This window comes from Sphingomonas sp. (assembly GCF_035944535.1).
Taxonomy (GTDB): Bacteria; Pseudomonadota; Alphaproteobacteria; order Sphingomonadales; family Sphingomonadaceae; genus Sphingomonas_B.
Genome location: NZ_DASZBC010000006.1, coordinates 186,694 through 212,338 on the forward strand (window position 1 = coordinate 186,694; position 25,645 = coordinate 212,338).

Below are 25,645 nucleotides of genomic sequence, written 5' to 3' on the forward strand. Positions count from 1 at the left end.
GGCTCTCAGGTCAGGCGGTCTGCAGCACGCCCCGGTAAACCGGGTCTTCGAGCGCGCGACCGGTGCCCAGCGCGACGCAGGTCAGCGGATCGTCGGCGACGGTCACCGGCAGGCCGGTCTCGTCGCGCAACACTTCGTCCAGGCCCTGCAGCAAGGCGCCGCCGCCGGTGATGACGATGCCTTGATCGACAATGTCGGCCGCTAGTTCCGGCGCGGTGTTCTCGAGCGCGATACGGACGCCTTCGATGATCGTGCCGACCGGCTCGGACAATGCCTCGGCGATCTGCCCCTGGTTGATCTCGATCTCCTTGGGCACGCCGTTGACCAGGTCCCGCCCCTTGATGTGGATCGTGCGGCCGATCCCGTCGACGGGCGGCTTAGCGGTGCCAATGTCCTTCTTGATCCGCTCGGCGGTGGCTTCGCCGATCAACAGATTGTGGTTGCGGCGGACATAAGAGGCGATCGCTTCGTCCATCTTGTCGCCGCCGACGCGGACCGAAGTGGTGTAGGCGAGGCCACGCAGCGACAGCACCGCGACTTCGGTCGTGCCGCCGCCGATATCGACGACCATCGATCCGATCGGTTCAGTCACCGGCATGTCCGCACCGATCGCGGCCGCCATCGGCTCCTCGATCAGCCACACCTGGGAAGCGCCAGCGTTCGACGCGGCGTCGCGGATCGCGCGGCGCTCGACCGAGGTGGAGCCGGACGGCACGCAAATCACGATCTCCGGCCAGCGCGGGAAGCGGCGCTGCCCATGCACCTTGTGGATGAAGTGCTTGATCATCTGCTCGGCGACATCGATGTCCGCGATCACGCCGTCGCGTAAGGGGCGGATGGCTTCGATCGAACCGGGCGTCTTGCCCATCATCAGCTTGGCGTCGTCGCCGACCGCCTTGACCTTACGGACGCCGTTGATGGTCTCGATCGCGACCACCGACGGCTCGTTGAGCACGATGCCGCGCCCCCGCAGATAGACCACCGTGTTGGCGGTCCCGAGGTCGATGGCCATGTCGTGGGACATGAACTTGAAGAATCGCGAAAAGAACATGTCTGTCCCGCTCTGATACAGGTTGTGAAGGCTCTATACCCGGCCTCGGCTCATATGAAAGCAGAGTGATCTTGATTTTTCATGAGCGCCGGGTCGCGGGGTGGAGCCGCTTGGGCTAGAGCGGAGGCGCATGTCAATACGGCGCCTTCCCTCGCACCTGGTCAACCGGATCGCAGCCGGTGAAGTGGTGGAAAGACCGGCCAGTGCGCTGAAGGAACTGGTCGAGAATGCGATCGACGCCGGCGCCACGCGAATCGAGGTGCGGCTGCGCGGCGGCGGCACCGAGTTGATCGAAGTCGCCGACGATGGCTGCGGCATGGCGCCGGACGAGATGCGGCTGGCGCTCGAACGCCACGCTACCTCCAAGCTGCCCGGCGATGCGATCGAAGCCGTGGCGACCTTGGGCTTCCGTGGCGAAGCGCTGCCGTCCATCGCCAGCGTCGCGCGGCTGACGCTGGAAAGCCGCGTGCGCCCTTTGACACGCTCAGGGCAGGGGGCGCCCGATGGCTGGGCGCTGACCGTCGATAATGGCGAAGTGGTGGAGGAGGGGCCGGCCGCGTTGCCGCCGGGCACCCGTGTCCGCGTCGAAGCGCTGTTCGATCGGGTGCCGGCCAGGCGCAAATTCCTGCGATCGGTACGGGCGGAGTATGCGGCTTGCCTGGATGCGGTGAAGCGGCTCGCCATGGCGCGGCCCGATATGGGCTTCTCGCTCGAGCATGAGGGCCGGACGAGCCTGTCGGTGCCGCCGGGGCAGAGTCAGCCGGAGCGGGTCGGGGCGCTGGTCGATCGAGAGCTGCCCGCCAACAGCGTCGGCGTCGACCTGGTCCGCGAAGGGTTAAGGCTGGGCGGCGTCGCCGGGCTGCCGACCTTCAGCCGGGGCGTCGCCGACCATCAATATCTGTTCGTCAACGGCCGGCCGGTGAAGGACCGTCTGCTCGCCGGCGCTGTCCGCGGCGCCTATGCCGACCTGCTCGCCCGCGACCGTCACCCGCTCGTTGCCCTGTTCCTCGACGTGCCGATGAGCGAGGTCGATGTGAACGTGCATCCCGCGAAGACGGAAGTGCGGTTCCGCGAACCCCAGCTGGTGCGGGGGCTGATCGTGTCGGGACTGCGGCGAGCGCTCGATGCGGCGGGGCATGCCAGTGCTAACAAGGTGGATGCGTCAATCTTCCGTCGTCATCCCCGCGAAAGCGGGGACCCAGCTATCTCTCCTCCTTCCTTGAAAGGCAGAAGCTGGGCTCCCGCTTTCGCGGGAGTGACGCATGGAGGGGACTCGGTACACGACCACCGCACCTTCTTCACTCCACCCCCCCAGGCGCACGCCGAGCCCGCCTACAGGCCGCCGCCGGAGCATCGCAGCTTTCCCCTCGGCGTCGCACGGGGCCAGGTCGCCAACACCTATATCGTCGCCGAAGCCGAAGACGGTCTGATCCTCGTGGACCAACACGCCGCGCATGAGCGGCTCGTGCTCGAACGGATGAAACGCGCGGCAGCCAATGGCGGCGTCCATGCCCAGGCGTTGCTGCTCCCCGAGGTCATTGAACTGGACGAACCCGCCTGCGACCGGCTCGAGGCTCGCGCCGCCGAGCTCGCCGCCTTCGGCCTCGATCTCGAACGCTTCGGCCCTGCCGCGATGCTGGTGCGTGCCACGCCCGCGCCGCTGGGCCAGGGCGATGTGCATGGGCTTGTCCGCGACCTTGCCGACGAACTCGCCGCCTTCGACCAGGCGCTGAGCCTGAAGGAAAGGCTGGACGAAGTCGCCGCCACCATGGCCTGTCACGGCAGCGTCCGCGCCGGCCGCGCCCTCTCGGTCGCGGAAATGAACGCGCTCCTCCGCGAAATGGAGGCGACCCCGCACAGCGGCCAATGCAACCACGGCCGCCCGACCTGGGTGAAGCTAACGCGCGATCAGCTCGAGAAGCTGTTCGGACGCAAGTAGCGCGGAACGCTTGCCCTCTCTCGAGCGCTCTGACGCGGAACCCAGGCCATAAGGAAGAAGCCATGACGGACGAGAAAAGCGCGATCCTGTACCGCATGGTGCTGCCGGATCATGAATGCCCCTTCGGGGTACGCGCCAAGCAGATGCTGGAGCGGGAAGGCTTTGCCATCGAAGAGCATATCCTCGCCAGTCGCGAGGAAGTTGACGCGTTCGAGGAGGAGCAGGGGGTGCAAACCACGCCGCAGATCTTCATCGCCGGCGAACGGATCGGCGGCAGCGACGATCTGGAAGCCTATCTGCGGCAGGGCTGACCGGAGCTAGACCGGCTGCGGCTCAGCGGGCCAGTTGCGCGGATCGATCGGCTCGAGCCGTTCGAGCGCGGCTGGGTCGATGTCGGCGACGATGCGGCCCGGCTCCAGCTTGACAGCCTGCCAGGGTAAGGCGTGCAGCGTCTCGCCGATCCCGCCGACGCCGCCCTTGCCGACGACCAGATAGGCGATGCTGCCGTCATTGCAGCGGATCATCGCGTCCACGGCGGCGCCCAGCGTGTCGCCGCTCCGGCTCTCAAGCCTTGCGCTCGTCAGGGTGGAGGCGGGGAATAGGGTCGGAACAGGTTCCGCCTCGCTCTGCTCGGACGCTGCCCGCGCGCCGTCGTCCAGCTTGGCCTGTCGCCCCAGCCAGCGCCAGATGCCAACCATGTTGACCAGCGTCAGGAAGATGTTCTGCCAAACGAGGTTGGTCTGGCCCGTCGCCGCACCATAGGTCGTCCAGGCAATCGAACCGACGGTGAAGACGATGAACCCCCAGCCCGTGACCCGAGCGCCGAGGTTCGACGCGGTCATGCAGGCGGCGATGGCGGTGGCGATGGGCGCGACCCAGCTCGAAATTTCTTCCATGCGGCCGCGAATGCTTGGGACGAACCGCATGTTCCGAAAAGAGCAGGGCCCGCGCGACCGGAGTCGCGAGGGCCCAAATTGACGAGTCTGTTTCCGCTTAGAACTTGTAGCCGGCGGAGATGCCGTAGCGGCGCGGTTCCAGTGTGAAGATGTTGGTGAACAGGCCGGAAGACTGGTCGGTCACATATTGGCCGGTCACCGCATTGTTCTTGGTCAGGTTCTGCACGAAGGCGCGGACGAACCAGCGTTCGTCGGGCCCGTTCAGCTGAACCTGGGCATTCACCACTTCATAGCCTTCGACGCGGTCGATCGGCTTGTTGAAGCTGCGGGCGAAGAAGTCGCCGGTATAGGTAAGGTCCGCGCGCGGGACGAGACTCATGCCGTTGTCGAAGTCGAACGTGTACTGGACGCCGGCGGCAAACTTCCACTTCGGTGCCTGGGGCAGCGAGTTGCCCGTAAGATCGAGTGGCACACCGTCCGGGAGACCGGTCGCGGCACCCGCCGCGTTGGTGTTGAACACGAACGGCAGCGGACCGGTCGGAGTCTGGAACAGGGCGCGGAGCGGCGCCGACGGGTTCTGGATCGTCGCGGCCAGAGCCGAGCAGATCGAATAGGCGCCCGTGGTGTTGGTGCCCGGCACTGGCGTCGGAGCCCGCAGCCCGAGCGCGCCGTTGAAGGCAGCAACCAGCGTGTTGGCGCCGGCTGCGTTGCCTGCTGTGGTCGGCTGGACGACGCAGTTCGATGCGTTTGTCAGGTCCTTGATGATGACCGTGTCAGAGCGGCCGCCGGACGGGTCGCGCGTATCTGCCAGCTGCAGGTTCTTGATCCGGGTCCGCAGGAAGCTGACGTTCGCATTGATCAGCAGAGCGCGGGTCGGTCGCAGTATCGCCTCCACTTCGGCGCCGTAGATGGACGCGTTGGTGTTGTCGTTGAACGAGGTGCGGTTGAGGATGCGGCTGAGCTGCAAGTCCTTATAGTCGTAGTAGAACATGTTGGCGTTGAGCTGGACCATCCCCCCCGCCAGCGTGTTCTTGGTGCCGATCTCGATCGCGTTGACGATCTCCGGCCGGAAAGTCGCCGGCGCCGTGAACAGAGCGGCGTTGAACGGCGGGTTGATGCCACCCGACTTGTAGCCACGCGAATAGGAGAGGTAGAAGAGCGTTTCTTCCCACGGCTTCCAGTCCAGCACGGCGCGGCCGGTGATCTCGTCGAACTTCACCCGCGCTTCACGGAACACTTGGTTGCCGGGCAGGCTCGCATTGGCGTCATAGGTGGCGGGCGGCGGATCGAACGGAGTAGTGTTGGTGAAGGGCACCGCAAAGTTCAGCAGCGGGTTGCGGTCGCGGACGAACTTGCGGTCGTTCGAATAGCGAGCGCCGAGGGTCAGCTTCAGCTTCTCGGTCAAGTCGACATAAGCTTCGCCGAAAATGCCGTAGCTTTTGAGGCGAAACAGATTGGTTTCGCTGTTGAAAAAGGGCGAAGCGGAATAGCCCATCCCGCCAGTCTGGGCGCTGCCGATCAGACCAGAGGCGTAATCAAGCCCGCCCGAGTTGACGAAATAATCGCCGTCGACCTTCGTATCGAGATATATGCCGCCGACCAGGAAGTTGAACCGGCCATCGAAATCGGTCGAAAGCTGCCCTTCGACCGACCAGCCGCGGTTGTGGCCGCGCGAGCGGTCATAATCCGTGCTCCGCGGGGCGCAGGTAAAGACATTTCCGCCGTAGACGCCGCTGTATTGGGTGTTCGCTTCCGAGGTGCAGATATTGGCGCCTTGAAACAGCCGGGAGGCCGCGCCCGCAAAAAGCGGGAAAGCGCGGAAGGCCGCAGCGCCGGGGTTGGTGGTGATGTCGGCTGGCACCGCGAGATTATAGTCGGTGCGCGAGTCGATCTTGGAATCCTGGTAACCGCCGGTGACCGTCAGGTTCAGGTTCTCGCCGATGGCCTGTTCAAGCCGGGCCTGCACCAGCCAGTCCCGGGCATAGTAGGTCGGCGTGAAATCGCTGCTGATCTGGCGCACGCTGGCCGGATTGACTGCGTTGGCGAAGAGGTCGGGCCCATAGATGCTGCCCAAGCCGAACGGCGCGAGCGCCGGGCTTACGCCCACGCTAATGAACTCGCGCGACGTGAGGATGCCCGCCAGCGTCGCATTGCCGTTGACGACTTCGTTCTCCAGCCGGTCGGGCGCGCAGCCCAGAATGCCAGTTGGGTCGCGGTTGCAAAGCTGCTTCTGGATGCGGTTGCGGTTGTCTTTTTCACGGAAATAATAGCCGATCAGGTCCAGCGTCGTGTTCTCACTGGGCTCCCAGCGCAGCGTGCCGCGCACCGCGTAGAGCTCGCGATCGTCCACCCGCTGGTTGGTAAAGAGGTTTTGGGTATAGCCGTCGCGCTTCAGGTAATAGCCGGCGACCCGAGCGCCGAAGGTGTCGCCGATCGGCACGTTGACCATGCCGTTGACCTTGATGGAGTCGTAATTGCCGTATTCGAGGCTCGCGGCGCCGCTGAACTTGGCCAGGTTCGGGCGCGCTGTGATGAAGTTGACGACGCCCGAGGTCGCGTTGCGGCCGAAGAGCGTGCCTTGCGGTCCGCGCAGCACTTCGATTCGCTCGAGATCGAAGAACTCGGCTTCGAACAGGCGGACGATCGAGGGCTGGTCGTTGATGTGAATGGCGGTCGCCGTATCGCAGGAGAAGCCGACGCAGAGATCGCCGATGCCGCGAATGGTGAAGCTCGATCCGGTGAAGTTCGTCTTGGTGTAGGTGATGTTCGGCAGGCTGAGCTGCAGGTCGAGTGGATTTTCGATCTGCTGAGACTCCAGCGCTTCCGCAGTGAAGGCCGATACCGAGATCGGCACATCCTGCAGGCGCTCGGCCTGTCGCTGGGCGGTGACGACGATCTCGCCAATGCCCGTGTCGACGTCCGCCGATTGCGTCGTGCCCGAGACCGCGCCGCCGCTCTGCGCCGGACCCGAGCTCGTGTCCTGAGCAAAAGCGGGCGTGGCAGCAAGCAAGGCCAGCGCAGTCGCGCCGAGCAGGTCGAATTTCCGCATGTGACTTTCCTCCCCTAATCTTCGCGGCTGTTACCGCAGGCGCTTTGTTGCGTCCTTTGGGGCGGGATCATGCTTATCCTTTCAGGGTCGTCAATGGGCGAGGGGGCGAAGACTCACGGATTTCTGCGGATTGTGGCGCATCTGCCGCACAGGCATCGATTGCCGTAGCGTCATTTGCGTGGCGCGATCGCCGCCTTATATCGGCGGCGGCAGGCATTAGGGGACGCGGCTCTTGGGCGATCATCTGGAAGACGGCGATCTGATCGAAACGCCGGGCAAGATTCCGGTGCCGGCGCGCGTCGCCGAAGCGATCAAGACGCTGATCGCCTGGGCAGGCGACGACCCCAGCCGCGAGGGCCTTGCCGACACTCCGCTTCGGGTCGCACGCGCCTGGAAGGAATATTGCCAGGGCTATCAGGAGGATCCGTCCGTCCACCTCTCCCGTACCTTCGAGGAAGTGGGCGGCTATGACGAGATCGTGCTGTTGCGCGACATCCCCTTCCAGTCGCATTGCGAGCACCACATGGCGCCGATCATCGGCAAGGCGCACATCGCCTATCTGCCGAAGAACCGCGTCGTTGGCATTTCCAAGCTTGCCCGCGTGCTGCACGGCTTCGCGCGCCGACTGCAGGTGCAGGAACGGCTGACGGCAGAAGTGGCCGATTGCATTTGGGACCATCTCCAGCCCTTGGGCGTCGCGGTGGTGATCGAGGCGAGCCACAGCTGCATGACCGCGCGGGGCGTCCGCACGCCCGGCGTCGCGATGACCACCAGCCGCATGATGGGCGTGTTCCGCGACGACGATCGCAGCCGCAAGGAAGTGCTGGCGCTGATGGGCTGCTGACGACTTTGTCGTTCACAGCTGCGAATTCGTCGCGCCCGCCGCTTTATTTCGCGCCTGTGTCGAACCTCACAGGCAGGTTCGCGCGAATCGCTTAATCAAGTGTTCATGCTTAGAAACTTCATCCCGCTCGCCGCTTCGCTCACCGCGCTCTTCTCATCGCTGTACATGTACACGGCATGATCGAAGCTGATTTTTGGAGGTCAAGGTGCTCGCAGCGCGGAGCCGATCAGCTCCCGCAACACCGGCCTGAGCCGGCTCGCGCGCACCTCGTCGAACTCCTTCTCGGCATCGTCCATATAGGTCTTCTGGACCAGCTCGAGCTGAACCGCGTTCACACCTTCTTCCGGCCTGCCATAGTGGCGGGTGATAAAACCGCCCTTGAAACGGCCGTTAAGCACCGCCGAATAGCCCGACCCCGCTGCAATCCCGAGCAGCTGCTCGCCCAGGCCCGTCCGCGCTGAAGCGCCATCATTGGTGCCCAGGTTCAGGTCCGGCAGCGACCCTTCGAACAGCAGCGGTACGCACTGGCGGATCGAATGCGCTTCCCACAACAACACGCGCCCATGCACGGCTTTCAGCCGCTCGAGTTCGCCTGCGAGCGCCTCATGATAGGGGCGCCACACCGAAGCGATCCGCCGCTCGACTTCGTGCGGGCACGGCTCCTCACCCGAAAGATAGAGTGGCGAGCCATCGAACCGCGTCGCAGGCACGATCCCGGTCGTGGCCTGACCTGGATAAAGCGATGCATCGTCTGGTGGCCGGTTCACGTCCACGACATAGCGCGAATGGGTGGCGACGATCGTGCTGGCGCCAAGCTCGTGCACAAAATCGTAGAGCCGATCGACGAACCAGTCGGTGTCTGGAACGCGGCGCGCCTGGGGCGTCAGCCGCTCTGCTATTTCAGGCGGCAGATAGGTGCCGACATGCGGAAAGCTGACCAGCAGCGGCGCCGGGCCGCGGGTGAGGCGGAAAGGCTCCATCATCGCCCATCCGAAGGCAGGCTGGGCACGATCTCCCGAAATACGCCCGCCTCCACCAGCGCCCGCACACCCGCGATGTCCGGGGCGAAATAGCGGTCCTGATCATAATGCGGGGCGACCTCGCGGATGCGCGCCAGGGCCAGCTGCAGCGGCTCGGAGGTGGCGAGGGGAGCGTGAAACTCCACGCCCTGGGCTGCCGCCAGCAGCTCGATCGCGACCACTGCCGCCGCATTGCCGGCCATCAGCTTCAGCCGCCGCGCGCCATGCGTCGCCATGGAGACATGGTCTTCCTGGTTGGCGGAAGTCGGCAAGCTGTCGACACTCGCCGGATGCGCAAGCTGCTTGTTCTCGGCAACCAGCGCGGCCGCCGTCACCTGTGCGATCATGAAGCCGGAGTTGAGCCCGCTTTCCTCGACCAGAAAGGCGGGAAGGCCGCTCATTTTCGGGTCGACGAGAATGGCGGTGCGCCGCTCGGAGATCGAGCCGATCTCGCATGCGGCCATGGCGAGGATGTCGGCCGCGAACGCGACCGGCTCCGCATGGAAGTTGCCGCCGGAGAGAATCTCATTGTCTGCCGCGAAGATCAGCGGATTGTCCGTCGCCGCATTGGCCTCGACCTGCAGCGTGGCGGAGGCCGACCGCATGATGTCCAGGCACGCGCCCATCACCTGCGGTTGGCAGCGGAGCGAATAGGGATCCTGCACCTTGCCGCAATTCGCATGGCTGCCGTTGATCGCGCTGCCGGTCAGCAGCCGCCGCAGCATTGCCGCGACCTTCATTTGCCCGGGCTGGCCGCGCGCCGCATGGATGCGCGGATCGTGCGGCACGACGCTGCCTTTCAGCGCATCGGTGGAGAGAGCGCCCGCGACGACTCCCGCCGCGAACACGTCCTCGACCGCGAACAGTCCAGCAAGCGCCAGCGCGGTCGAGACCTGCGTGCCATTGAGCAGCGCCAGTCCTTCCTTCGCCTCCAGCACCAGCGGCTTCAGCCCGGCAAGCGCCAGCCCCTCGGCGGCCGGCATGACGCGCCCACGATGCCGCATTTCGCCGACACCCAGCAGAGCTGCCGACATATGCGCCAGAGGCGCGAGATCGCCGCTCGCGCCAACCGATCCCTGGCCGGGAATGAGCGGGTAAACCTCCGTTTCGATCAGCCGCAGCAGCGCCTGGACCACCTCGCGCCGGACGCCCGAATGACCGCGCGCCAAGCCAATCACCTTCAGCGTGAGCACCAGCCGCACCACCCGGTCGTCCAGCGGATCGCCGGTGCCGCAGGCATGGCTCAGGACCAGCCTTTTCTGCAGCTCCGCTAGGTCGTCATTGGCGATGCGGGTGTTGGCGAGCAGGCCGAAGCCGGTGTTGATGCCATAGTAAGTACCGCCGTCCGCGATCCGCGCTTCGATGGTTGCTCGGGAAGCATCGACCTCTTCCCACACATGGCCGGGAAGACTCACCTGCTCCGCTCCGCGATAGATGGCGCGCAACAGGCTCAGCTCGACATGGCCCGGCTCGATCGCGCTCACGCTCACGCCCCCAGCATCGGCAGGTCGAGCCCCTGTTCGCGCGCGCAGGCGATCGCCTCGTCATAGCCGGCGTCCGCATGGCGCATCACGCCGGTACCCGGATCGTTCCACAGCACCCGTTCGAGCCTGCGGTCCGCCGCTTCGCTGCCGTCGCAAAGGATCACCATGCCGCTATGCTGCGAATAGCCCATGCCGACGCCGCCGCCATGATGCAGCGAAACCCAGGTCGCACCCGATGCGGTGTTGAGCAGCGCATTGAGCAAGGGCCAGTCGGAGACCGCATCGGAGCCGTCCCGCATCGCTTCAGTCTCGCGATTGGGGCTGGCGACCGACCCGGAATCGAGATGGTCGCGGCCGATTACGATCGGCGCCTTCAGCTCGCCGCTGCGCACCATCTCGTTGAAGGCGAGGCCCAGCCGGTGCCGGTCACCGAGCCCGACCCAGCAAATACGCGCCGGCAGTCCCTGGAACGCGATCCGCTCCTTCGCCATGTCGAGCCACCGGTGAAGATGCGCATTGTCGGGCAGCAGCTCCTTTACCTTCGCGTCGGTGCGGTAAATGTCTTCCGGATCGCCCGAGAGCGCGCACCACCGGAACGGGCCGACGCCGCGACAGAAGAGCGGGCGAATATAGGCGGGGACGAAGCCCGGAAAGTCGAACGCGTCGGCGATGCCCTCGTCAAAAGCGACCTGGCGGATGTTATTGCCATAATCGACGACCGGCACGCCTGCTTTCCAGAAGTCGAGCATCGCGCGAACATGCTCCGCCATTGACGCCTTGGCGGCACGCTCGACCGCTTTCGGATCGGCTTCCCGCGCTTGCATCCAGTGCTCCAGGCTCCAGCCCTTCGGCAGATAGCCGTTGACCGGGTCATGAGCCGAGGTCTGGTCGGTAACGATGTCGGGCCGGATGCCCCGCCGCACGATCTCGGGATAGAGTTCGGCGGCGTTGCCGAGCAGGCCCACCGACACGGGCTCCTTTGCCGCGGTGACGATCTCCAGCGCCTCATCGAGGGTTGCCGCCTGCCGATCCAAGTATCGCGTTTTCAGCCGCATCTCGATCCGCGAAGGCTGGCATTCGATCGCCAGGCACGACGCGCCTGCCATCACCGCCGCCAGTGGCTGTGCGCCGCCCATGCCGCCAAGGCCCGCGGTCAGGATCCAGCGGCCGGTGAGGTCGCCGCCATAATGTTTGCGCCCTGCCTCGGCGAAGGCCTCGTAAGTCCCCTGAACGATGCCCTGGGTGCCGATATAGATCCACGATCCGGCCGTCATCTGGCCGTACATCATCAGCCCCTTGCGATCGAGCTCGTGGAAGTGATCCCAATTTGCCCATTTCGGCACCAGATTGGAGTTGGCGATCAGCACGCGGGGCGCGTCCGCATGGGTGCGGAACACGCCAACGGGCTTGCCCGACTGGACGAGCAAGGTCTCGTCGTCGCGCAGACGTTTCAGCGTGCCGACGATCGCGTCGAAACAGGCCCAGTCGCGCGCGGCCCGCCCGATCCCGCCATAGACGACCAGTTCCGCCGGATTTTCGGCCACGTCTGGGTCAAGATTGTTCATCAGCATCCGCAGCGGCGCTTCAGTCTGCCAGCTCAGCGTGTTGAGTTCGGTGCCGCGCGGCGCGCGAACCTCCCGGCTGTTGAGCAGGCGCGGATTGGCGGTCACGGGTTCGTCTCCTGCGGCGTGAAGCGGCCGCTCAGTTCGTAGCGGCTGCCGGGGTGATAGAGGTTGGCAGTGGAGGCGACTTGGCTGCCGGTCCAGGTGCGGCGGCGGATCAGCAGGCAGGGCTCGGCCGCGCTCATGCCGAGGAGTTGACGCACGCGGGCGGGGGGCATCACCGCCTGCACGACATGCTCCGCTTCCGCGAGCGGGGCCACTGCCATCAGATATTCGTACGGCGGACGGGCGCCGAAATCCTGGCTCAGATAGTCGGGCGCGACTGACGGATTTACCAGCCGCTCCTCCAGCTGCACCGGCTCGTCATTCTCGAAATGCACGATCATGGACCGGAACAGCGGTGCGCCTGCAGTCAGGTCGAACGCGTTCGCGGCATCTTCGTCTGCCGCGGTCTCCCCCAGGTCCAGCACGTCGGCGCTGTGCCGGTGCCCACGCTCGGCGATCTCGTCGGCGATGTTGCGGATCCGCAAGGGGTGGCCGTGCGAGCGCCGATCCGCGACATAGGTGCCGCCGCCCTTTACCCGCGTCAGATATCCTTCCTGCGCCAGCTCGCGCACGGCCCGGTTCACAGTCATGCGGGCAACGCCGAACTCGCGAACCAGCGCATTCTCGGACGGCACCCGATCCTGCGGCGCCCAAGCGCCGGTGCCGATGCGGTCGAGAATATGCGCCTTCACGCGCGCATAGGCGGGCTGGTCCATAAAGCAGGCGTAAGCTGTCTAGACAGGTGGAGTCAAGCAAGCGCCTGGCGCAGCGGCAGCACAGCCTTGGCATAGGCTTCACCGAAGGTTTCAGCCCGGACATGTCGTCCTTCCGTCACCACCCACTCACCGCCGCACATCACGCGCCGCAACGACTGCCGGGCGGCACTGTGGAATACCAACGTGTCCAGCATCGCGTCGCCCGCACTGGTGAGCAAGGCAGGGTGGTCAGGATCAACGATGATCAGGTCGGCGCGGGCGCCCGGCGCAATGGCTCCGATCGGCCGGCCGCAGGCCCGGGCACCGCCTGAAAGGCTCTGCCGCCACATATGTGCGCCGGAGTGCGGATCGTCAGCAGAGGCCACTAGACTCCGCCGGCGCGTCACCAGTCTTTGGCCATATTCCAGCCAGCGCAGTTCCTCGAAGGGGTCGACGCTCACATGGCTGTCCGATCCGATCGCGAAAGTACCGCCCGACCGCAGATACGCTTCGACTGGGCAAAGGCCGTCCCCCAGATTGGCCTCCGTCGTGGGGCAGAGCGCGACAGTGGCGCCGGAGCGGGCGAGGCGCTCGGTCTCGCTCTCGGTAAGGTGCGTCGCATGGACGAGGCACCAGCACTCATCGACGGGCGCTTCGTCGAGCAGCCACTCCACCGGCCGTCTGCCCGACCAGGCGAGACAGTCATCCACTTCAGCGATCTGTTCGGCGACATGGATGTGCATCGGGGCGTCCCGAACGGCGCCCACGGCCTGGCGCAGCGCCTCGGGCGGCACAGCTCGAAGACTATGCAGGGCAAGTCCGACCTGGAGCTGGGGACCCGTAGCACCTCGGGCCTCCTCGATGATGCCGAGGAGCTGGTCGACGCTGTTCAGGAATCGCTTCTGATCGTCCCGCGCCGCCCGCCCTCCAAAGCCGCTGGTCTGGTACAGCACGGGCAGCAACGTCAGCCCGATCCCCGCCTCGTCGGCCGCCGCGATCAGCGCCTGCGCCATGGCGGAACGGTCCTCATAGGGCCGTCCGTCCGGCTGGTGATGCACATAGTGGAACTCGACCACGCTCGTATAACCCGCCGCGAGCATCTCGGCGTAGAGCTGGGCGGCGATGGCGTGCATCAGATCAGGTGTGAGCTGGGCCGCCGCCCGATACATCGCGTCGCGCCAGGTCCAGAAGCTGTCCTCCCCAGCGCCTCGGCGCTCGGCCAGGCCCGCGAAAGCGCGCTGGAAAGCGTGGCTATGAGCGTTGACCATGCCCGGAATGGCGACACCTCGAACCCGCTCGTCGCGTTCGGTCTTGGAAGCCATGGTCTCGACCGAGACGATCGCGCCCTCATCGATGCCGATCCGCACGTTGCTGGCCCAGCCGGCCGGAAGCATCGCCGCGTCGAGGAACAGGTGTCGCATCGCCTCGCCTTGTCTAGACAGAAGCCCGCAGCTACGGTGCCGCGCCTTGAGCGTAAAGAGGGCGAGTATGGCGGCGAGTGCCCGGTGGGATCGGCTCTGGGTCAATGTCCGGCTCGCCACCATGACCGACGGTGCTGCGCCTTATGGCGCGATCGATCGGGGCGCGCTCGCGGTGGCCGACGGGCGCATCGCCATCGTCGGACCCGCATCCGACCTGCCCCCGGGCGCTTCCGCCGATCAGGTGATCGACGCGGGAGGGCGCTGGATGACGCCCGGACTGATCGACTGTCACACCCACATCGTCTTTGGCGGCGATAGGATCGACGAATTCGAGGCGCGGCTGAACGGCGCGACTTACGAGGAGATCGCGCGGGCAGGGGGCGGTATCCTCTCGACGGTGCGCGCCACCCGCGCCGCCTCCGAAGACGAGCTGGTCGAAAGCGCCACCCCGCGATTGCGCCAGCTGATCGCCGAGGGTGTCACCACCGTCGAGATCAAGTCCGGCTACGGCCTCGACACGGCGAACGAGCTGAAGATGCTGCGCGCCGCCCGTCGCCTCGGCCGCGAGCTGCCGGTCGATGTCCGCACCACCTTTCTCGGCGCGCACGCGCTCCCGCCCGAATTCGCGAGCAACCGGACCGGCTATCTCGACCTGGTCTGCAACGAAATGCTGCCGCGCGTGGCGGAGGAAGGACTGGTCGATGCCGTCGACGCCTTTTGCGAGACGATCGGCTTCACCCCGCAAGAAACGGCGCGTCTGTTCGAAACCGCGACGCAGCTGAACTTGCGGGTCAAGCTTCACGCCGATCAGCTGAGCGACGGCGGCGGCGCAGCACTTGCGGCGAAGTTCGCGGCCCTTTCGGCCGACCATGTCGAGTGGACTTCCCCGCAGGGCGTCCAGGCCATAGCTGAGGCGGGAACCGTGGCCGTCCTCCTCCCCGGCGCCTTTCATACCCTGCGCGAGACGAAGCTGCCGCCAATCGACCAGTTCCGCAGCGCCGGCGTGCCGATGGCCATCGCCACCGACTGCAACCCCGGCACCTCGCCGACCAGGTCGCTGCTGCTGATGCTCAACATGGCTTGCACGCTCTTCCGTCTGACGCCGGAAGAGGCGCTCGCCGGCGTAACTCGCAATGCCGCCCGCGCATTGGGCCTCACCGACCGCGGCACATTAGAGCAAGGCAAGCGCGCCGACCTGGTGCTCTGGGACATAAGCAGCCCCGCCGATCTCTGCTACTGGCTTGGCGGCCGCCCCGAACTGGCAGTGGTCCGGGGTTGACCGGCTATTGAATCTGAACCCGTTCCCGGCACCGTTCTGTCGCACCGCTGAAACAGGCCGCTTTCCCGTTCGTTGGGGCGAACAAGAGGAGAGTGACTGTGCCCCAGCTTGACGAATCCCTTGCCGCCCCGCCAACACTGGATGGAAGCGCGCCGGCCGACGATGCCGCCGGCGGCAATGCGGAGATGCCGGTGAACGAGATCGTCAAGTCTGCCCAGCAAGCCAAGGAAGGCGAGAAGAAGGCGGAAGGGAATGACAGCCGCACCGCCTGGATTGCGGCGGGCGTTGGCGTCGGCGTCGGTTCCGCGGCCCTGGTCGCGGCCCTGCTCTACGCCAATCGCGACAAGGGCAAGGACAAGAAGAAGGACTGAGCGGGTTCAGCCGCGACCCTTGTTCCGTCACACCGGACTTGAGCCGGGGTTCGGCTTTCGTCCGTTCAATGAGTTCGCTCAAGGCAAGCTGGGACCCCGGACCAAGCTTGGGGTGACGAGATAATGAAGACGTTCTGACCCACTGATCCAAGTTAAAAACATTACGGTTCCGCGACGAACCGCTCGTCGCAGCGGGAACTAAGTCCCTGTTCCAGCGCTTTTACGGCTTGCCAGCCGATGAACGTATGAAGCGCGCCGCCGTCCTGGCGTGCGCCGCGGGGGATGCTGGCGGACCGAAGGAGCGCTATGAACATTGGATCTCACCGTCGCCGCGAGCGTCAGGCTTTCTCCGGCGGAACGTCTTCCAAGCCTACCCTTCTGTGCTTTTCGCACCTGCGGTGGAATTTCGTGTTCCAGCGCCCTCAGCATCTGATGAGCCGCTTTGCCCGCGACCATCATGTCATCATCTGGGAAGAGCCGGTGTTCGACGCCGCGGCCGAGCCGTCGCTCGACCTGTCGATCTGCGCCAAATCCGGCGTCACCGTGGCCGTCCCGCACCTGAACCCAGAGCATGGTGACTTGCACCAGAAGCAGCTGCGCCGCCTGCTCGACGAGCTGATGGCGACCCGCTCGGGTCAGCTTGTCCGCTGGTATTACACGCCCATGATGCTGCCTTTCTCGCGGCATCTGGAGGCGGACTGCACCGTCTATGACTGCATGGACGAGCTGAAAAATTTCAAGTTCGCGCCGCCCCAATTGCTTCCGCTGGAGGATGAGCTGCTCAAGACGGCTGATGTCGTCTTCACCGGGGGCTACAGCCTCTACGAGGCGAAGCGCGAGCGCCACCTGAACGTGCACGCCTTCCCGTCCAGCGTGGACGTCAAGCATTTCGGCCAGGCGCGCTCGGCGCAGGCCGATCCGGCCGATCAGGCGAGCCTGCCGCATCCGCGCTTCGGCTTCTATGGCGTTATCGACGAGCGCATCGACCTAGAGCTGCTCAAGGCCGCTGCCGAAGCGCGCCCCGACTGGACCTTCGTCATGGTCGGCCCGGTCGTGAAGATCAGCGAGGACGAGCTGCCGCGGCTGCCGAACATCGCCTATCTGGGCGGCAAGGACTACTCGGAGCTGCCCGCTTATCTATCCGGCTGGGACGTGGCGATGATGCCGTTCGCGATCAACGAAGCGACGCGCTTCATCTCGCCCACCAAGACGCCGGAATATCTGGCGGCCGGCCGCCCCGTGGTCTCAACTCCGATCAAGGACGTGATCCGCCATTATGGCGAACTCGATGCCGTCCAGATCGCCAGTAATGTCAAGGATTTCATCGCCGGATGCGAACGCGCCCTGGGGCTCAAGGCGGAGCGGGACTGGCTGCGCCCGGTCGATGCCGTGCTCTCGACCATGTCGTGGGACGAGACGGCTTCGCAGATGAAGGCGCTGATCGCCGAGGCCGCAGAGGAGCGCGAGGCAAGCCGCCCTTTGGACCGGACCAAGCCGCATTATGACGTGCTGGTCGTCGGTGCGGGGTTCGCTGGCTCCGTTATGGCCGAGCGCCTGGCGCGCGACGGCGGCAAGAAGGTGCTGGTGATCGATCGCCGGCCGCACATTGCCGGCAATGCCTATGACCTGCCGAACGAGGACGGCATTCTCTACCACCTCTACGGCCCGCACATCTTCCACACCAACTCGGAGGAAATTTTCTCCTACCTTTCGCGCTTCACCAAGTGGCGGCCCTATGAGCACAAGGTGCTGGCGAATGTGCGCGACAAGCTCGTGCCGATGCCGATCAACCGCACCACGCTGAACATGCTTTACGGGCTCGACCTCAAGACCGATGAAGAGGCGGAAGCCTTTCTGGAAAGCCGCGCCGAGCCGGTCGCCGAAATCAAGACCTCGGCCGACGTGGTCGTGTCCAAGGTCGGGACCGAGCTCTACCAGCTCTTCTTCCAGGGCTATACCCGCAAGCAATGGGGCATGGACCCGTCGGAGCTCGACAAGTCGGTGACCAGCCGTGTGCCGACGCGAACCAATACCGACGACCGCTACTTCACTGACAGCTTCCAGGCGATGCCGCTCGACGGCTTCACCGCCATGTTCGCGAACATGCTCGATCATCCGAACATCGAGCTGCGCCTGGGTGTCGAGTGGGAGGATGTCGCCCGCGAGGTGACGTACGACAAGCTCGTCTTCACCGGCCCGATCGACGAATATTTCGGCTATCGCTACGGCAAACTGCCTTACCGCTCCCTGCGCTTCCAGCACGAGACGCTGGACCAGGAGGTATTTCAGCCGGTCGCCGTGGTGAACTACCCGAACCAGGACGTGCCTTATACCCGGATCACCGAGTATAAGTATCTGACTGGCCAGGAAGCGCCCAAGACCAGCATCACCTATGAATATCCGTCAGCGGAGGGCGACCCCTATTATCCGATCCCGCGCCCGGAGAACCAGGCGCTGTTCAAGAAGTATGAAGCGCTGTCGCTTGCCGAGCCGGACGTTGTGTTCGTCGGCCGTCTCGCCACCTACCGTTACTACAATATGGACCAGGTGGTCGGGCAGGCACTGGCGACTTATCGCCGCCTGAAGGATGCGGAGGCCAAGCAGGCCGAGGCACTGGAGGACGCAGCTCTCCGCGCCACCGCCGACGAACGGCCGGCGCTGTTCGGCCGCGGCACCTCGAAGACGACCGCGCGCACCGGCTCGTCTGAAGCGGCGGCAACTCCGGCGGAGTAGGGACATGGCAGAGGATCGGCCGCGCGTTCTCGTCACTGGCGGATCGTCGGGCATCGGCTTCGAGCTGGCCCGGCAATTCGCCGAAAGCGGTCACGATGTGGTGCTCACCGCTCGTGACGCCGACAAATTAGAGCAGGCCGCGGAGCTGATCCGCGAGCGGGCTCCGGAAGTCACTGTGACCACAGTCGCGGCCGATCTCGCCTCCGAACCCGGCATCTACGAGCTGCACCGGAGCGCGGGGCAAATCGACATCCTCTGCGCGAATGCCGGCATCGGTTCAGGCGGCGGCGATTTCACCGAAACCGATCTCGGCCAGGAACTGGAGCTGATCGACCTCAACGTCCGCGGCCAGGTCCAACTGGCCAAATTGGTCGTCAAGGACATGGCCGGGCGAGGGGAGGGGCGGCTGCTCTTCACCTCGTCCATCGCCGGCATTATGCCGGGGCCGTTCGAGGCGGTTTATGCCGCGTCCAAGGCGTTCATCCGCTCCTTTGGCGAGGCTTTACGTAACGAGCTGAAGGACAAGGGCATCGGCGTCACCGTGTTCATGCCCGGACCGACGGAGACCGACTTCTTCCGCCGCGCCAATATGGACAATACTCCGGCGGGCCAGGCGTCGAAGGACGATGCGGCCCAGGTCGCCGCGCAAGCCATCGACGCGCTATTCGCCGACAAGCATGCGGTGGTGACCGGCAGCCTCAAGACCCGCTTGCAGGGCAATGTCGCTAAGCTGATGTCGAACCCGGCGCGTGCCGCCATGCACCGCAAGCAGACCGAACCGTTCGATAGATCACAGGAAGAGCAGGGCAGCGGCGGCATCGGCGCCGCCGCGATCGGCGGCCTGTTCTTCGTCGGCGCGCTCGCCGCTGCAGGCACCGCCGCCTGGCTCCAAAGCCGCCGCGACGAACAAGACGTCGAGCGCCGCACGCGCCACCGGCTGGAGCCCAAAGCCGATTTCGAGGTGGCGAACACGCGGAACATGAACAGCTGAGAGGTCAGGTTCCAAAAGCCGGTTCGGGCTGAGCTTGTCGAAGCCCCTCTTCTACATGGGAGCAAGAGCAAGGGAGGCCTTCGACAAGCTCAGGCCGACCCGAGCTGGAGGAACCAACACATGCGCATCCACCACCTGAACTGCGGCACCTGCTGTCCCGTAGGCGGCCGCATCTTCGACGGCACCAGCGACAGCCCGTTCGCGCATCTCGTCTGCCACTGCCTGGCCATCGAGAGCGACCAAGGCCTGATCCTGATCGACACCGGCTTCGGCACGCGCGATGTCGCAATGCCGGGCCGCCGCATCGCGCCTTTTTTTCGAGCGCTGAACAACCCTCAGCTGCGCGAGGAGGAGACCGCGGTCGCCCAACTTCGCGCACGCGGGTTCAAGTCTGAGGACGTGCGTCACATCGTCATCAGCCACCTCGATTTCGACCATGCCGGCGGCATCGAGGACTTTCCCCATGCCGCGATTCACATCACCGCGCGGGAGAAGGAAGTGGCGGACGAACAGCGCGGCGGCGCCTTTGTCGGCACGCGGCGCTATCAGCCCCAGCAATGGGACGAGGTCGAAAATTGGCGGCTCTACCCGATGGGCGGCGGCGAACCCTGGTTCGGCTTCGACGCCGTCCGCGACCTGCACGGCCTGCCGCCCGAGATCCTGCTGGTGCCGCTCGCCGGCCACAGCTGGGGCCATAGCGGCGTCGCCATCGACACCCCTAAAGGCTGGCTCTTCTATGCGGCAGACGCCTATTTCTATCGCGGCGAGATCGGATCGGAGCGCTATGACTGCCCGCCCGGCCTTCGCGGCTACCAGGCGATGATGGAAGTCGACCGCACCGCGCGCTTGAACAATCAGCAGCGCATCCGCCAGCTCTCGCTGGAACATGACGCGGAGGTCCGCATCTTCTGCGCCCATGATGCGCGCGAGTTTGAGCTGCTCTCCGGCCAACATGTCGCACCCGACCGCGTTGCTGCGGAAGTGGATCGCCAGCCGGAACTGGCCTGAACCGCCCCGATGGGGCACCTCTAGCCTGTTGCTGATGGAGAGAGCGGATGGACGTGAGGGACAATAAGGAACAGCATCGGTTCGAGATCGATCTGGGGGATGGCCTCGCCGTCGCCGCTTACAACCGGCTTAGCCACGCCTTGATGTTCACCCACACCGAAGTCCCGCTGGCACATGAAGGCAAGGGAGTCGCACGAGCCCTCATCCTAGCCGGACTGGATGCGGCGCGCCGGGACGGGCTCAAGGTTATCCCCGCCTGCGCCGCATTTGCCCGCTATTTCAAGAACCATCCGGAAGCACGCGACGTGCTGGAGCCTGGCTATTTCGCCGTTCTGGGAATCGAGCAGGGCTGACATGCCCCGCGCCGCCAAGCTCAAGGTCTATCGCACCCCGATCGGTTTTCACGACGCCTATGTCGCCGCGCCGAGCCAGAAGGCCGCGCTCAAGGCCTGGGGCGCCGACGCCAACCTCTTCGCCCGCGGCGTCGCCGAGCAGGTGGACGACCCCGAGCTGGTGAAGGAACCGCTCGCCCGGCCCGGAGAGGTCATCCGCAAGCTGCGCGGCGGGCTCGAAGATCATCTGAAGGCACTGCCGACGGACCCGAAGCAGCCGAAGCCAGCTTCGAAGCCGAAAGCAAAGGCGCCGCCGCCGAGCCGCGCCAAGCTCCAGGCCGCCGAACAGGCCTTGGCCGACGCGCAAGCATCGCAGGCGGAGCAACTCGCCGAAATGAAGCGGCGGGAGGAAGCGCTCGCCAAGGAACGCCGCGCCCTCGAAGATAGGCACGCAACGGAGCAGGCCAGGCTCGAACAGGCGCTCGACAAGGAACGCCAGGCCTATGATCGGGCCGTCGCACGCTGGCAGGGCTGACACGGCGGGGCGCTGCCACTAAGCAGCCTTCATGTCCCGCATCGCATTTATCGGTATCGGCATCATGGGCGGCCCGATGGCACGTCACCTCGCCGCCAAGGGCCATGAGCTCACCGTCTATAATCGCACCGCCGCCAAGGCAGAGGCCTGGGTCGCGGCGCATGGCGGGCGCATGGCGGAGAGCCCGGTCGAGGCGGCGCGCGACCAGGATGCGGTCATCACCTGCGTCGGCAATGACGATGATTTGGCGGAAGTGACGCTTGGCCGCGAAGGCGCCTTCAGGTCGATGCGGCCGGGCAGCATCTTCATCGATCACACTACCGTCTCTGCCAGGATCGCGCGCCAGCTCGCCGTCGAGGGAAAATCCAAGGAAATTCTCTGCGTCGACGCGCCCGTGTCCGGCGGTCAGGCGGGAGCGGAGAACGGCACTTTGTCGATCATGTGCGGCGGCCGCGACAAGGCAGTGCAGGCCGCTTGGCCACTGATGGAGGCCTATGCCGGTCGCATCACCCATATCGGCTCCGCCGGCGCTGGTCAGACCACCAAGATGTGCAACCAGATCGCCATCGCCGGCGCGCTGCAGGGGGTCAGCGAGGCGCTGCGTTTCGCACAGCATGCCGATCTCGACATCGACAAGGTGTTCGAGGCGATCTCGGGTGGCGCGGCGGCCAGCTGGCAGATGCTCAACCGCTGGCACACGATGGCGCGCGACGAGTTCGACTTCGGCTTCGCGATCGACTGGATGCGCAAGGATCTGGGCCTCGCCATCGACGAAGCACGGGTCAACGGTGCCACGCTTCCTGTCGCCAGTCTGGTCGATCAATTCTATGCGGACGTGCAGGCGATGGGCGCCGGCCGCCAGGACACCAGCGCATTGGTCCGTCGCCTCCCCAAATAGCGGCGATCCTGAGTTAACCTTCTATTAGCCTTCTTTGCAGGGCCGCCCCCACCTATCAGCGACTCAACCAATGTTTTTGGGGGTTGTTTATGCGTAAGACCATCTTGGCGCTGGCACTGCTGGGGAGCAGCGTTTCGGCCCATGCCGCAGTTTACACCGGCGAGATCACCGGCACAGTGACGTCCAGCTTCGCCACCGCCTTCACAGCGCCCGGGGCGACCGGCGACATCAAGGTCGGCGACACGATCACCGCCCGTTTCACCTTCGCCAAGTCCGAAGCGTCGGGCGGTCCCGCCGGCTGGATGGCGGGCAGCCTCCTTGCCTCCATGATGACCGACGAGATCAGCTTCGAACTGGCCGGCCATCGCTGGACCTCGCGCGGCGATTTCCTCGACGGCATGGTCCCGCTCGCCTTCGGCCCGATCGACGATCCGCTCAACGGCTTTTCCCTGACCACGGACGACGCGCCCGGCGCCGGCGACCTTCAGGTCCAGGGCTATGCCTTCGAGATCGGGGAGTTCGGCTACCATCTTTATCAGGGCCTGGGCTATGCCGGCTCCTTCGACCGCAACACGCTGAAGCTCTGGTCCAAGAACCAGCTGATCGCCGGACCCGATCTCTCCACCGACATCGCTCCGGCCCCCGTACCGGAACCGGCCAGCTGGGCACTGATGATCGCCGGCTTCGGCCTCGCCGGCAGCGCGCTGCGGAGCACTCGCCGCACGAGCAAGGTTAGCTTGGCGGCCGCCTGAGGCGCTATCGACACTGGACGCCGCCCTTCAATCGACGGGCGGCGTTCGCCGTTCGCGCTGCATGTCTCACCAACGCGTTCTTGCCGTTCCAGCAACGTCGCCCCGTGCTTGACACGGGGTTTGGCTGCCTCTCGATCCTTGCCTCCGAGATCAATTGCTTAGGGCGGGCCAACAAAGAAAAGCCGAGCCCCGTGTCAAGCACGGGGCGATGTCGATACGGATTTCTGTGGAGCTCTCAAAAGTAGCTTCATCTGAAACCGGCATCCGCTTGCTGCCTCTGCACCCGCTGGTCGAGCTCTCTAGCCGGTGCTAGCTTCGTTCCATGAGCGGGATCGGCGAAGCAGGGGAGATCGTCACGGGTGCCATGCTCGCCTCGGCGGTGGAGCCGAGCCATGGGCGCGCCGGCGCCGCCGTCCACGGCGGAGCCTGCCTCAACTGCGGCGAGAAGCTGACCGGTTCCTATTGCGCGGCCTGCGGCCAGTCGGCCCACATTCACCGCAGCTTCGGCGCGGTGTGGCACGAGCTGATGCACGGTGTGCTGCATATGGACGGCAAGATCTGGCGGACGCTGCCGGAACTCGCCTTTCGGCCTGGCATCCTCACGCGTCGCTATATCGCCGGTGAACGCGCCAAGTTCGTCTCTCCCTTCGCCCTGTTCCTGTTCAGTGCGCTCCTGCTCTACGCCACGGCCTCGATCTTCGGGTCCAAGAACACGGCAGAGAGCGCCCAGGAAAGCGCGCGTCAGATGCAGCGACAGGTGGCCAAGCTCGACGTTCGGATTGCCGTCACGGAGGGCAATCTCCGCGACCCGGACCTCGCGCCCGCCCGCCGCGCCAAGCTCGAGCAAAGGCTCAAGGAAGCACGAGACGATCGCGCCGAACTAGCGGCCGCCAGCGCGATCGCCGGCGACGTCGGCAAGGAGAATGCCGCAGCCGCCGGCGGACGGTCGGTGATGGAGCGGATCGAAAAGGACCGCGAGTTCGTCTCCTATCGCCTCAAGGCCAATGCCTATAAATTCTCCTGGGCGCTGATCCTGATCAGCACGCCTTTGGTCTGGCTCCTGTTCGCATGGCGGCGCGAATACGGCCTCTACGATCACGCGACCTTCGTCACTTATTCGATCTCGTTCATGTCGCTGCTGTTCGCCGTCTATACGCTGGGCTCCGGCCTCGGCCTGATCTCGGGCGTGCTGATGCTGGCGCTGATGCTCTATGCGCTGTGGCACATGTATGCACAGATGCGGGACGCCTACCGCCTGACCCGCACTGGCGCGCTGCTGCGCCTGCCGTTGCTCTACGGCATCGCGGCGTCTGCCGGCGGGATCTTCTACGGCCTTCTGACCGCGACCAACGCCTGATCCGTTTAGCGCGCCGATTTGAGTAGCGCGCGGTCCACCAATGCCTTTTCGGTCAGCGCTGTCAGAATGCCGAGCCGTCCCTGTTCCAGCCGGCGGGCGACGAGCAGCACGAACTCCTCGTCACCACAGTCGTAGTCCAATGAGAGTTCAGGAGTCGCCTCCCTCATCCTCGTCCGCGCGTTTGCAGCAGGATCGGGTCTGACCGCCGGTGCGCGCCGGGCCCGTTCGGCCTTGGCCACGCCAAGGATGCCGCCGTCGAAGCCATCGAGCCAGCTCGCCACATCATCGCAGCCAAGTTCGAGGTGCCGCGCATGGCTGAGCACGGCCGCATATTGGCAAAGGCGCGTCCGGTCGATGTCCGCACCGAAGATGAGCTTCACCACGGACGTCATGGGCGTGCGGGATTGAAAGGTCAGCCCCTCTTGCGAAAGCAGTTGGGCGAACTCCTCCCTTCGCTTCTCAGCCAGCAGGGAGAAGGCATAGGCGAGGCCCAGCGCTGTATGCAGCGCCGATCGGGCATCGCTGGCCGCCTTCAGCGCACGCTCAACCCTGCTCCGGGCACGCGCGAGCCAGTCGATCAGTTCGACCGAGGCAGGCGCCTCGGGGGCTGGTTCCGGAACCGGCTCGTCCACTGCATCTTCGGCAGCGGCGGGCGCGGTTTTCCAGTTGATGACCCCATAGATGAAGTCGATGGTCTGTCCGTCGGATGAAAGCGGCAGCAGCACGCCGCGAAAACTGGTCGATTCGCCCTTGTGGTTGAGAAACTCGTTCTCGAAACCGAGCGGTGTTTTCCGCTCCAGGATTTGCGCGCACTCTGCGGTCAGCCTTGAAAGCAGTGAGCGCTCCGGCACATCGGCGACATTGCGGATGCCGTACAGAATACCGCATTCCTCCCGCAGCGCCCGTCCGATGAAGGTGACGCCTGGGTTGGTGGTGGAGCGGCTGAAGTCGAGCAGCACGCTATGGGTGCCGAAGTCGGCGATCTTGTCCGGCTCTAGCTCATGAACGGACGGGCAGGCACGGCCTTGGCGCAGCGACTCCCAATAGTCATAAGCGCGAGCATGCATGCGCCGTTCGCGGGCAATGCTGTCCAGCCCGGAGATGTTCGTCTCGGTTGCTTCCTCATAAGCATCACGAAAACCGCTGCCGTAGCTCGTGTCCATCCCGATGCCCCCGTTGCTGCCAAGCAGAGTCTGGCAGACCATGGTTAACGCAATGCAAAGTTGGATTGCTCGCGCCAAGTGGCCAATAGTTGGAGCAGATAACGACGTTTCGAAAAGCTACTCTGATCGTACACGTGCCCCTTAACTGGATAGTAGAATCG

General features: G+C 65.2%; 22 protein-coding genes. 13 read left to right on the forward strand and 9 right to left on the reverse strand.

All coding sequences use genetic code 11. The features are described 5' to 3' along the window. Positions 1–10: 10 nt before the first annotated feature. Positions 11–1,051, reverse strand: coding sequence for a rod shape-determining protein (locus VGT77_RS05815; RefSeq protein ID WP_327460493.1), 1,041 nt, complete (start codon positions 1,049–1,051; stop codon positions 11–13). Positions 1,052–1,181: 130 nt separating this feature from the next. On the opposite strand from VGT77_RS05815, the gene mutL reads away from it, so the two are divergent. Next, on the forward strand, positions 1,182–2,990 hold the full coding sequence (gene mutL, locus VGT77_RS05820; protein WP_327460495.1) for a DNA mismatch repair endonuclease MutL: 1,809 nt from the start codon (positions 1,182–1,184) through the stop codon (positions 2,988–2,990). A 62-nt stretch (positions 2,991–3,052) separates the two neighbouring features. Next, positions 3,053–3,301: a glutaredoxin domain-containing protein gene (locus tag VGT77_RS05825; protein ID WP_327460497.1), complete on the forward strand. Its 249-nt coding sequence runs from the start codon at positions 3,053–3,055 to the stop codon at positions 3,299–3,301. Between the two features lie 6 nt (positions 3,302–3,307). On the opposite strand, the gene VGT77_RS05830 is transcribed toward VGT77_RS05825, so the two are convergent. Together VGT77_RS05830 and VGT77_RS05835 are read right to left on the reverse strand one after the other, a co-directional pair. Next, positions 3,308–3,886 carry a PRC-barrel domain-containing protein gene (locus VGT77_RS05830; protein ID WP_327460499.1) on the reverse strand — a complete coding sequence of 193 codons (579 nt, stop codon included), beginning with the start codon at positions 3,884–3,886 and terminating at the stop codon, positions 3,308–3,310. 97 nt (positions 3,887–3,983) lie between these two features. Beyond that, a complete protein-coding gene (locus tag VGT77_RS05835; RefSeq protein WP_327460501.1) occupies positions 3,984–6,935 on the reverse strand; it encodes a TonB-dependent receptor in 2,952 nt (983 codons plus the stop codon). Positions 6,936–7,167: 232 nt separating this feature from the next. On the opposite strand from VGT77_RS05835, the gene folE reads away from it, so the two are divergent. Beyond that, positions 7,168–7,779, forward strand: coding sequence for a GTP cyclohydrolase I FolE (gene folE, locus VGT77_RS05840; RefSeq protein ID WP_327460503.1), 612 nt, complete (start codon positions 7,168–7,170; stop codon positions 7,777–7,779). A gap of 200 nt (positions 7,780–7,979) precedes the next feature. Here folE and hutG read toward each other — a convergent pair whose 3' ends face one another. The 5 genes from hutG to VGT77_RS05865 are packed head-to-tail and all read right to left on the reverse strand — an operon-like array spanning position 7,980 to position 14,065. After that, positions 7,980–8,762, reverse strand: a complete 783-nt coding sequence (hutG, locus tag VGT77_RS05845; protein ID WP_327460505.1) for an N-formylglutamate deformylase — start codon at positions 8,760–8,762, stop codon at positions 7,980–7,982. Then, positions 8,759–10,288, reverse strand: a complete 1,530-nt coding sequence (gene hutH, locus VGT77_RS05850; RefSeq protein WP_327460507.1) for a histidine ammonia-lyase — start codon at positions 10,286–10,288, stop codon at positions 8,759–8,761. The genes hutG and hutH overlap by 4 nt, the downstream gene beginning before the upstream one ends. After that, entirely contained in the window at positions 10,285–11,952 is a 1,668-nt protein-coding gene (gene hutU, locus VGT77_RS05855; protein ID WP_327460509.1) for a urocanate hydratase, read from the reverse strand. The genes hutH and hutU overlap by 4 nt, the downstream gene beginning before the upstream one ends. Next, positions 11,949–12,665, reverse strand: a complete 717-nt coding sequence (gene hutC / locus VGT77_RS05860) for a histidine utilization repressor (protein ID WP_327460511.1) — start codon at positions 12,663–12,665, stop codon at positions 11,949–11,951. The genes hutU and hutC overlap by 4 nt, the downstream gene beginning before the upstream one ends. A 32-nt stretch (positions 12,666–12,697) precedes the next feature. Next, positions 12,698–14,065 (reverse strand): formimidoylglutamate deiminase, encoded by a 1,368-nt coding sequence (locus VGT77_RS05865; protein WP_327460513.1) that lies wholly within the window; start codon positions 14,063–14,065, stop codon positions 12,698–12,700. Positions 14,066–14,132: 67 nt separating this feature from the next. Between VGT77_RS05865 and hutI the strand changes: the two genes are divergently transcribed. The 10 genes from hutI (at position 14,133) to VGT77_RS05915 (ending at position 24,321) form a co-directional block, all read left to right on the forward strand. Continuing rightward, positions 14,133–15,344: an imidazolonepropionase gene (gene hutI / locus VGT77_RS05870; RefSeq protein ID WP_327460515.1), complete on the forward strand. Its 1,212-nt coding sequence runs from the start codon at positions 14,133–14,135 to the stop codon at positions 15,342–15,344. A 98-nt stretch (positions 15,345–15,442) separates the two neighbouring features. Continuing rightward, entirely contained in the window at positions 15,443–15,715 is a 273-nt protein-coding gene (locus tag VGT77_RS05875; protein ID WP_327460517.1) for a hypothetical protein, read from the forward strand. A gap of 408 nt (positions 15,716–16,123) precedes the next feature. Beyond that, positions 16,124–18,448, forward strand: a complete 2,325-nt coding sequence (glf, locus tag VGT77_RS05880; protein ID WP_327460519.1) for a UDP-galactopyranose mutase — start codon at positions 16,124–16,126, stop codon at positions 18,446–18,448. A gap of 4 nt (positions 18,449–18,452) precedes the next feature. Next, positions 18,453–19,439, forward strand: coding sequence for an SDR family NAD(P)-dependent oxidoreductase (locus VGT77_RS05885; protein ID WP_327460521.1), 987 nt, complete (start codon positions 18,453–18,455; stop codon positions 19,437–19,439). Between the two features lie 120 nt (positions 19,440–19,559). Further along, positions 19,560–20,447: an MBL fold metallo-hydrolase gene (locus VGT77_RS05890; protein WP_327460523.1), complete on the forward strand. Its 888-nt coding sequence runs from the start codon at positions 19,560–19,562 to the stop codon at positions 20,445–20,447. A 47-nt stretch (positions 20,448–20,494) separates the two neighbouring features. Then, positions 20,495–20,800 carry a GNAT family N-acetyltransferase gene (locus VGT77_RS05895; RefSeq protein WP_327460525.1) on the forward strand — a complete coding sequence of 102 codons (306 nt, stop codon included), beginning with the start codon at positions 20,495–20,497 and terminating at the stop codon, positions 20,798–20,800. 1 nt (position 20,801) lies between these two features. Further along, the gene (locus tag VGT77_RS05900; RefSeq protein ID WP_327460527.1) at positions 20,802–21,314 is read left to right on the forward strand and encodes a hypothetical protein; all 513 of its coding nucleotides are present in this window, start codon (positions 20,802–20,804) and stop codon (positions 21,312–21,314) included. 31 nt (positions 21,315–21,345) lie between these two features. Then, on the forward strand, positions 21,346–22,212 hold the full coding sequence (locus tag VGT77_RS05905; protein WP_327460529.1) for an NAD(P)-dependent oxidoreductase: 867 nt from the start codon (positions 21,346–21,348) through the stop codon (positions 22,210–22,212). A gap of 89 nt (positions 22,213–22,301) precedes the next feature. Further along, a complete protein-coding gene (locus tag VGT77_RS05910; protein ID WP_327460531.1) occupies positions 22,302–22,964 on the forward strand; it encodes a PEPxxWA-CTERM sorting domain-containing protein in 663 nt (220 codons plus the stop codon). A gap of 322 nt (positions 22,965–23,286) precedes the next feature. Beyond that, positions 23,287–24,321, forward strand: coding sequence for a DUF3667 domain-containing protein (locus VGT77_RS05915; protein ID WP_327460533.1), 1,035 nt, complete (start codon positions 23,287–23,289; stop codon positions 24,319–24,321). Positions 24,322–24,326: 5 nt separating this feature from the next. Here VGT77_RS05915 and VGT77_RS05920 read toward each other — a convergent pair whose 3' ends face one another. Beyond that, entirely contained in the window at positions 24,327–25,526 is a 1,200-nt protein-coding gene (locus tag VGT77_RS05920) for a hypothetical protein (protein ID WP_327460535.1), read from the reverse strand. Positions 25,527–25,645: the final 119 nt, after the last annotated feature.

Bases quoted from the DNA above. Each gene is read 5' to 3' on its own strand.
- VGT77_RS05815 (WP_327460493.1), bottom strand. From the start codon at position 1,051: ATGTTCTTTTCGCGATTCTTCAAGTTCATGTCCCACGACATGGCCATC.
- mutL (WP_327460495.1), top strand. From the start codon at position 1,182: ATGTCAATACGGCGCCTTCCCTCGCACCTGGTCAACCGGATCGCAGCC.
- VGT77_RS05825 (WP_327460497.1), top strand. From the start codon at position 3,053: ATGACGGACGAGAAAAGCGCGATCCTGTACCGCATGGTGCTGCCGGAT.
- VGT77_RS05830 (WP_327460499.1), bottom strand. From the start codon at position 3,886: ATGGAAGAAATTTCGAGCTGGGTCGCGCCCATCGCCACCGCCATCGCC.
- VGT77_RS05835 (WP_327460501.1), bottom strand. From the start codon at position 6,935: ATGCGGAAATTCGACCTGCTCGGCGCGACTGCGCTGGCCTTGCTTGCT.
- hutG (WP_327460505.1), bottom strand. From the start codon at position 8,762: ATGATGGAGCCTTTCCGCCTCACCCGCGGCCCGGCGCCGCTGCTGGTC.
- hutC (WP_327460511.1), bottom strand. From the start codon at position 12,665: ATGGACCAGCCCGCCTATGCGCGCGTGAAGGCGCATATTCTCGACCGC.
- VGT77_RS05865 (WP_327460513.1), bottom strand. From the start codon at position 14,065: ATGCGACACCTGTTCCTCGACGCGGCGATGCTTCCGGCCGGCTGGGCC.
- hutI (WP_327460515.1), top strand. From the start codon at position 14,133: ATGGCGGCGAGTGCCCGGTGGGATCGGCTCTGGGTCAATGTCCGGCTC.
- VGT77_RS05885 (WP_327460521.1), top strand. From the start codon at position 18,453: ATGGCAGAGGATCGGCCGCGCGTTCTCGTCACTGGCGGATCGTCGGGC.
- VGT77_RS05890 (WP_327460523.1), top strand. From the start codon at position 19,560: ATGCGCATCCACCACCTGAACTGCGGCACCTGCTGTCCCGTAGGCGGC.
- VGT77_RS05895 (WP_327460525.1), top strand. From the start codon at position 20,495: ATGGACGTGAGGGACAATAAGGAACAGCATCGGTTCGAGATCGATCTG.
- VGT77_RS05900 (WP_327460527.1), top strand. From the start codon at position 20,802: ATGCCCCGCGCCGCCAAGCTCAAGGTCTATCGCACCCCGATCGGTTTT.
- VGT77_RS05905 (WP_327460529.1), top strand. From the start codon at position 21,346: ATGTCCCGCATCGCATTTATCGGTATCGGCATCATGGGCGGCCCGATG.
- VGT77_RS05910 (WP_327460531.1), top strand. From the start codon at position 22,302: ATGCGTAAGACCATCTTGGCGCTGGCACTGCTGGGGAGCAGCGTTTCG.
- VGT77_RS05915 (WP_327460533.1), top strand. From the start codon at position 23,287: ATGAGCGGGATCGGCGAAGCAGGGGAGATCGTCACGGGTGCCATGCTC.
- VGT77_RS05920 (WP_327460535.1), bottom strand. From the start codon at position 25,526: ATGGTCTGCCAGACTCTGCTTGGCAGCAACGGGGGCATCGGGATGGAC.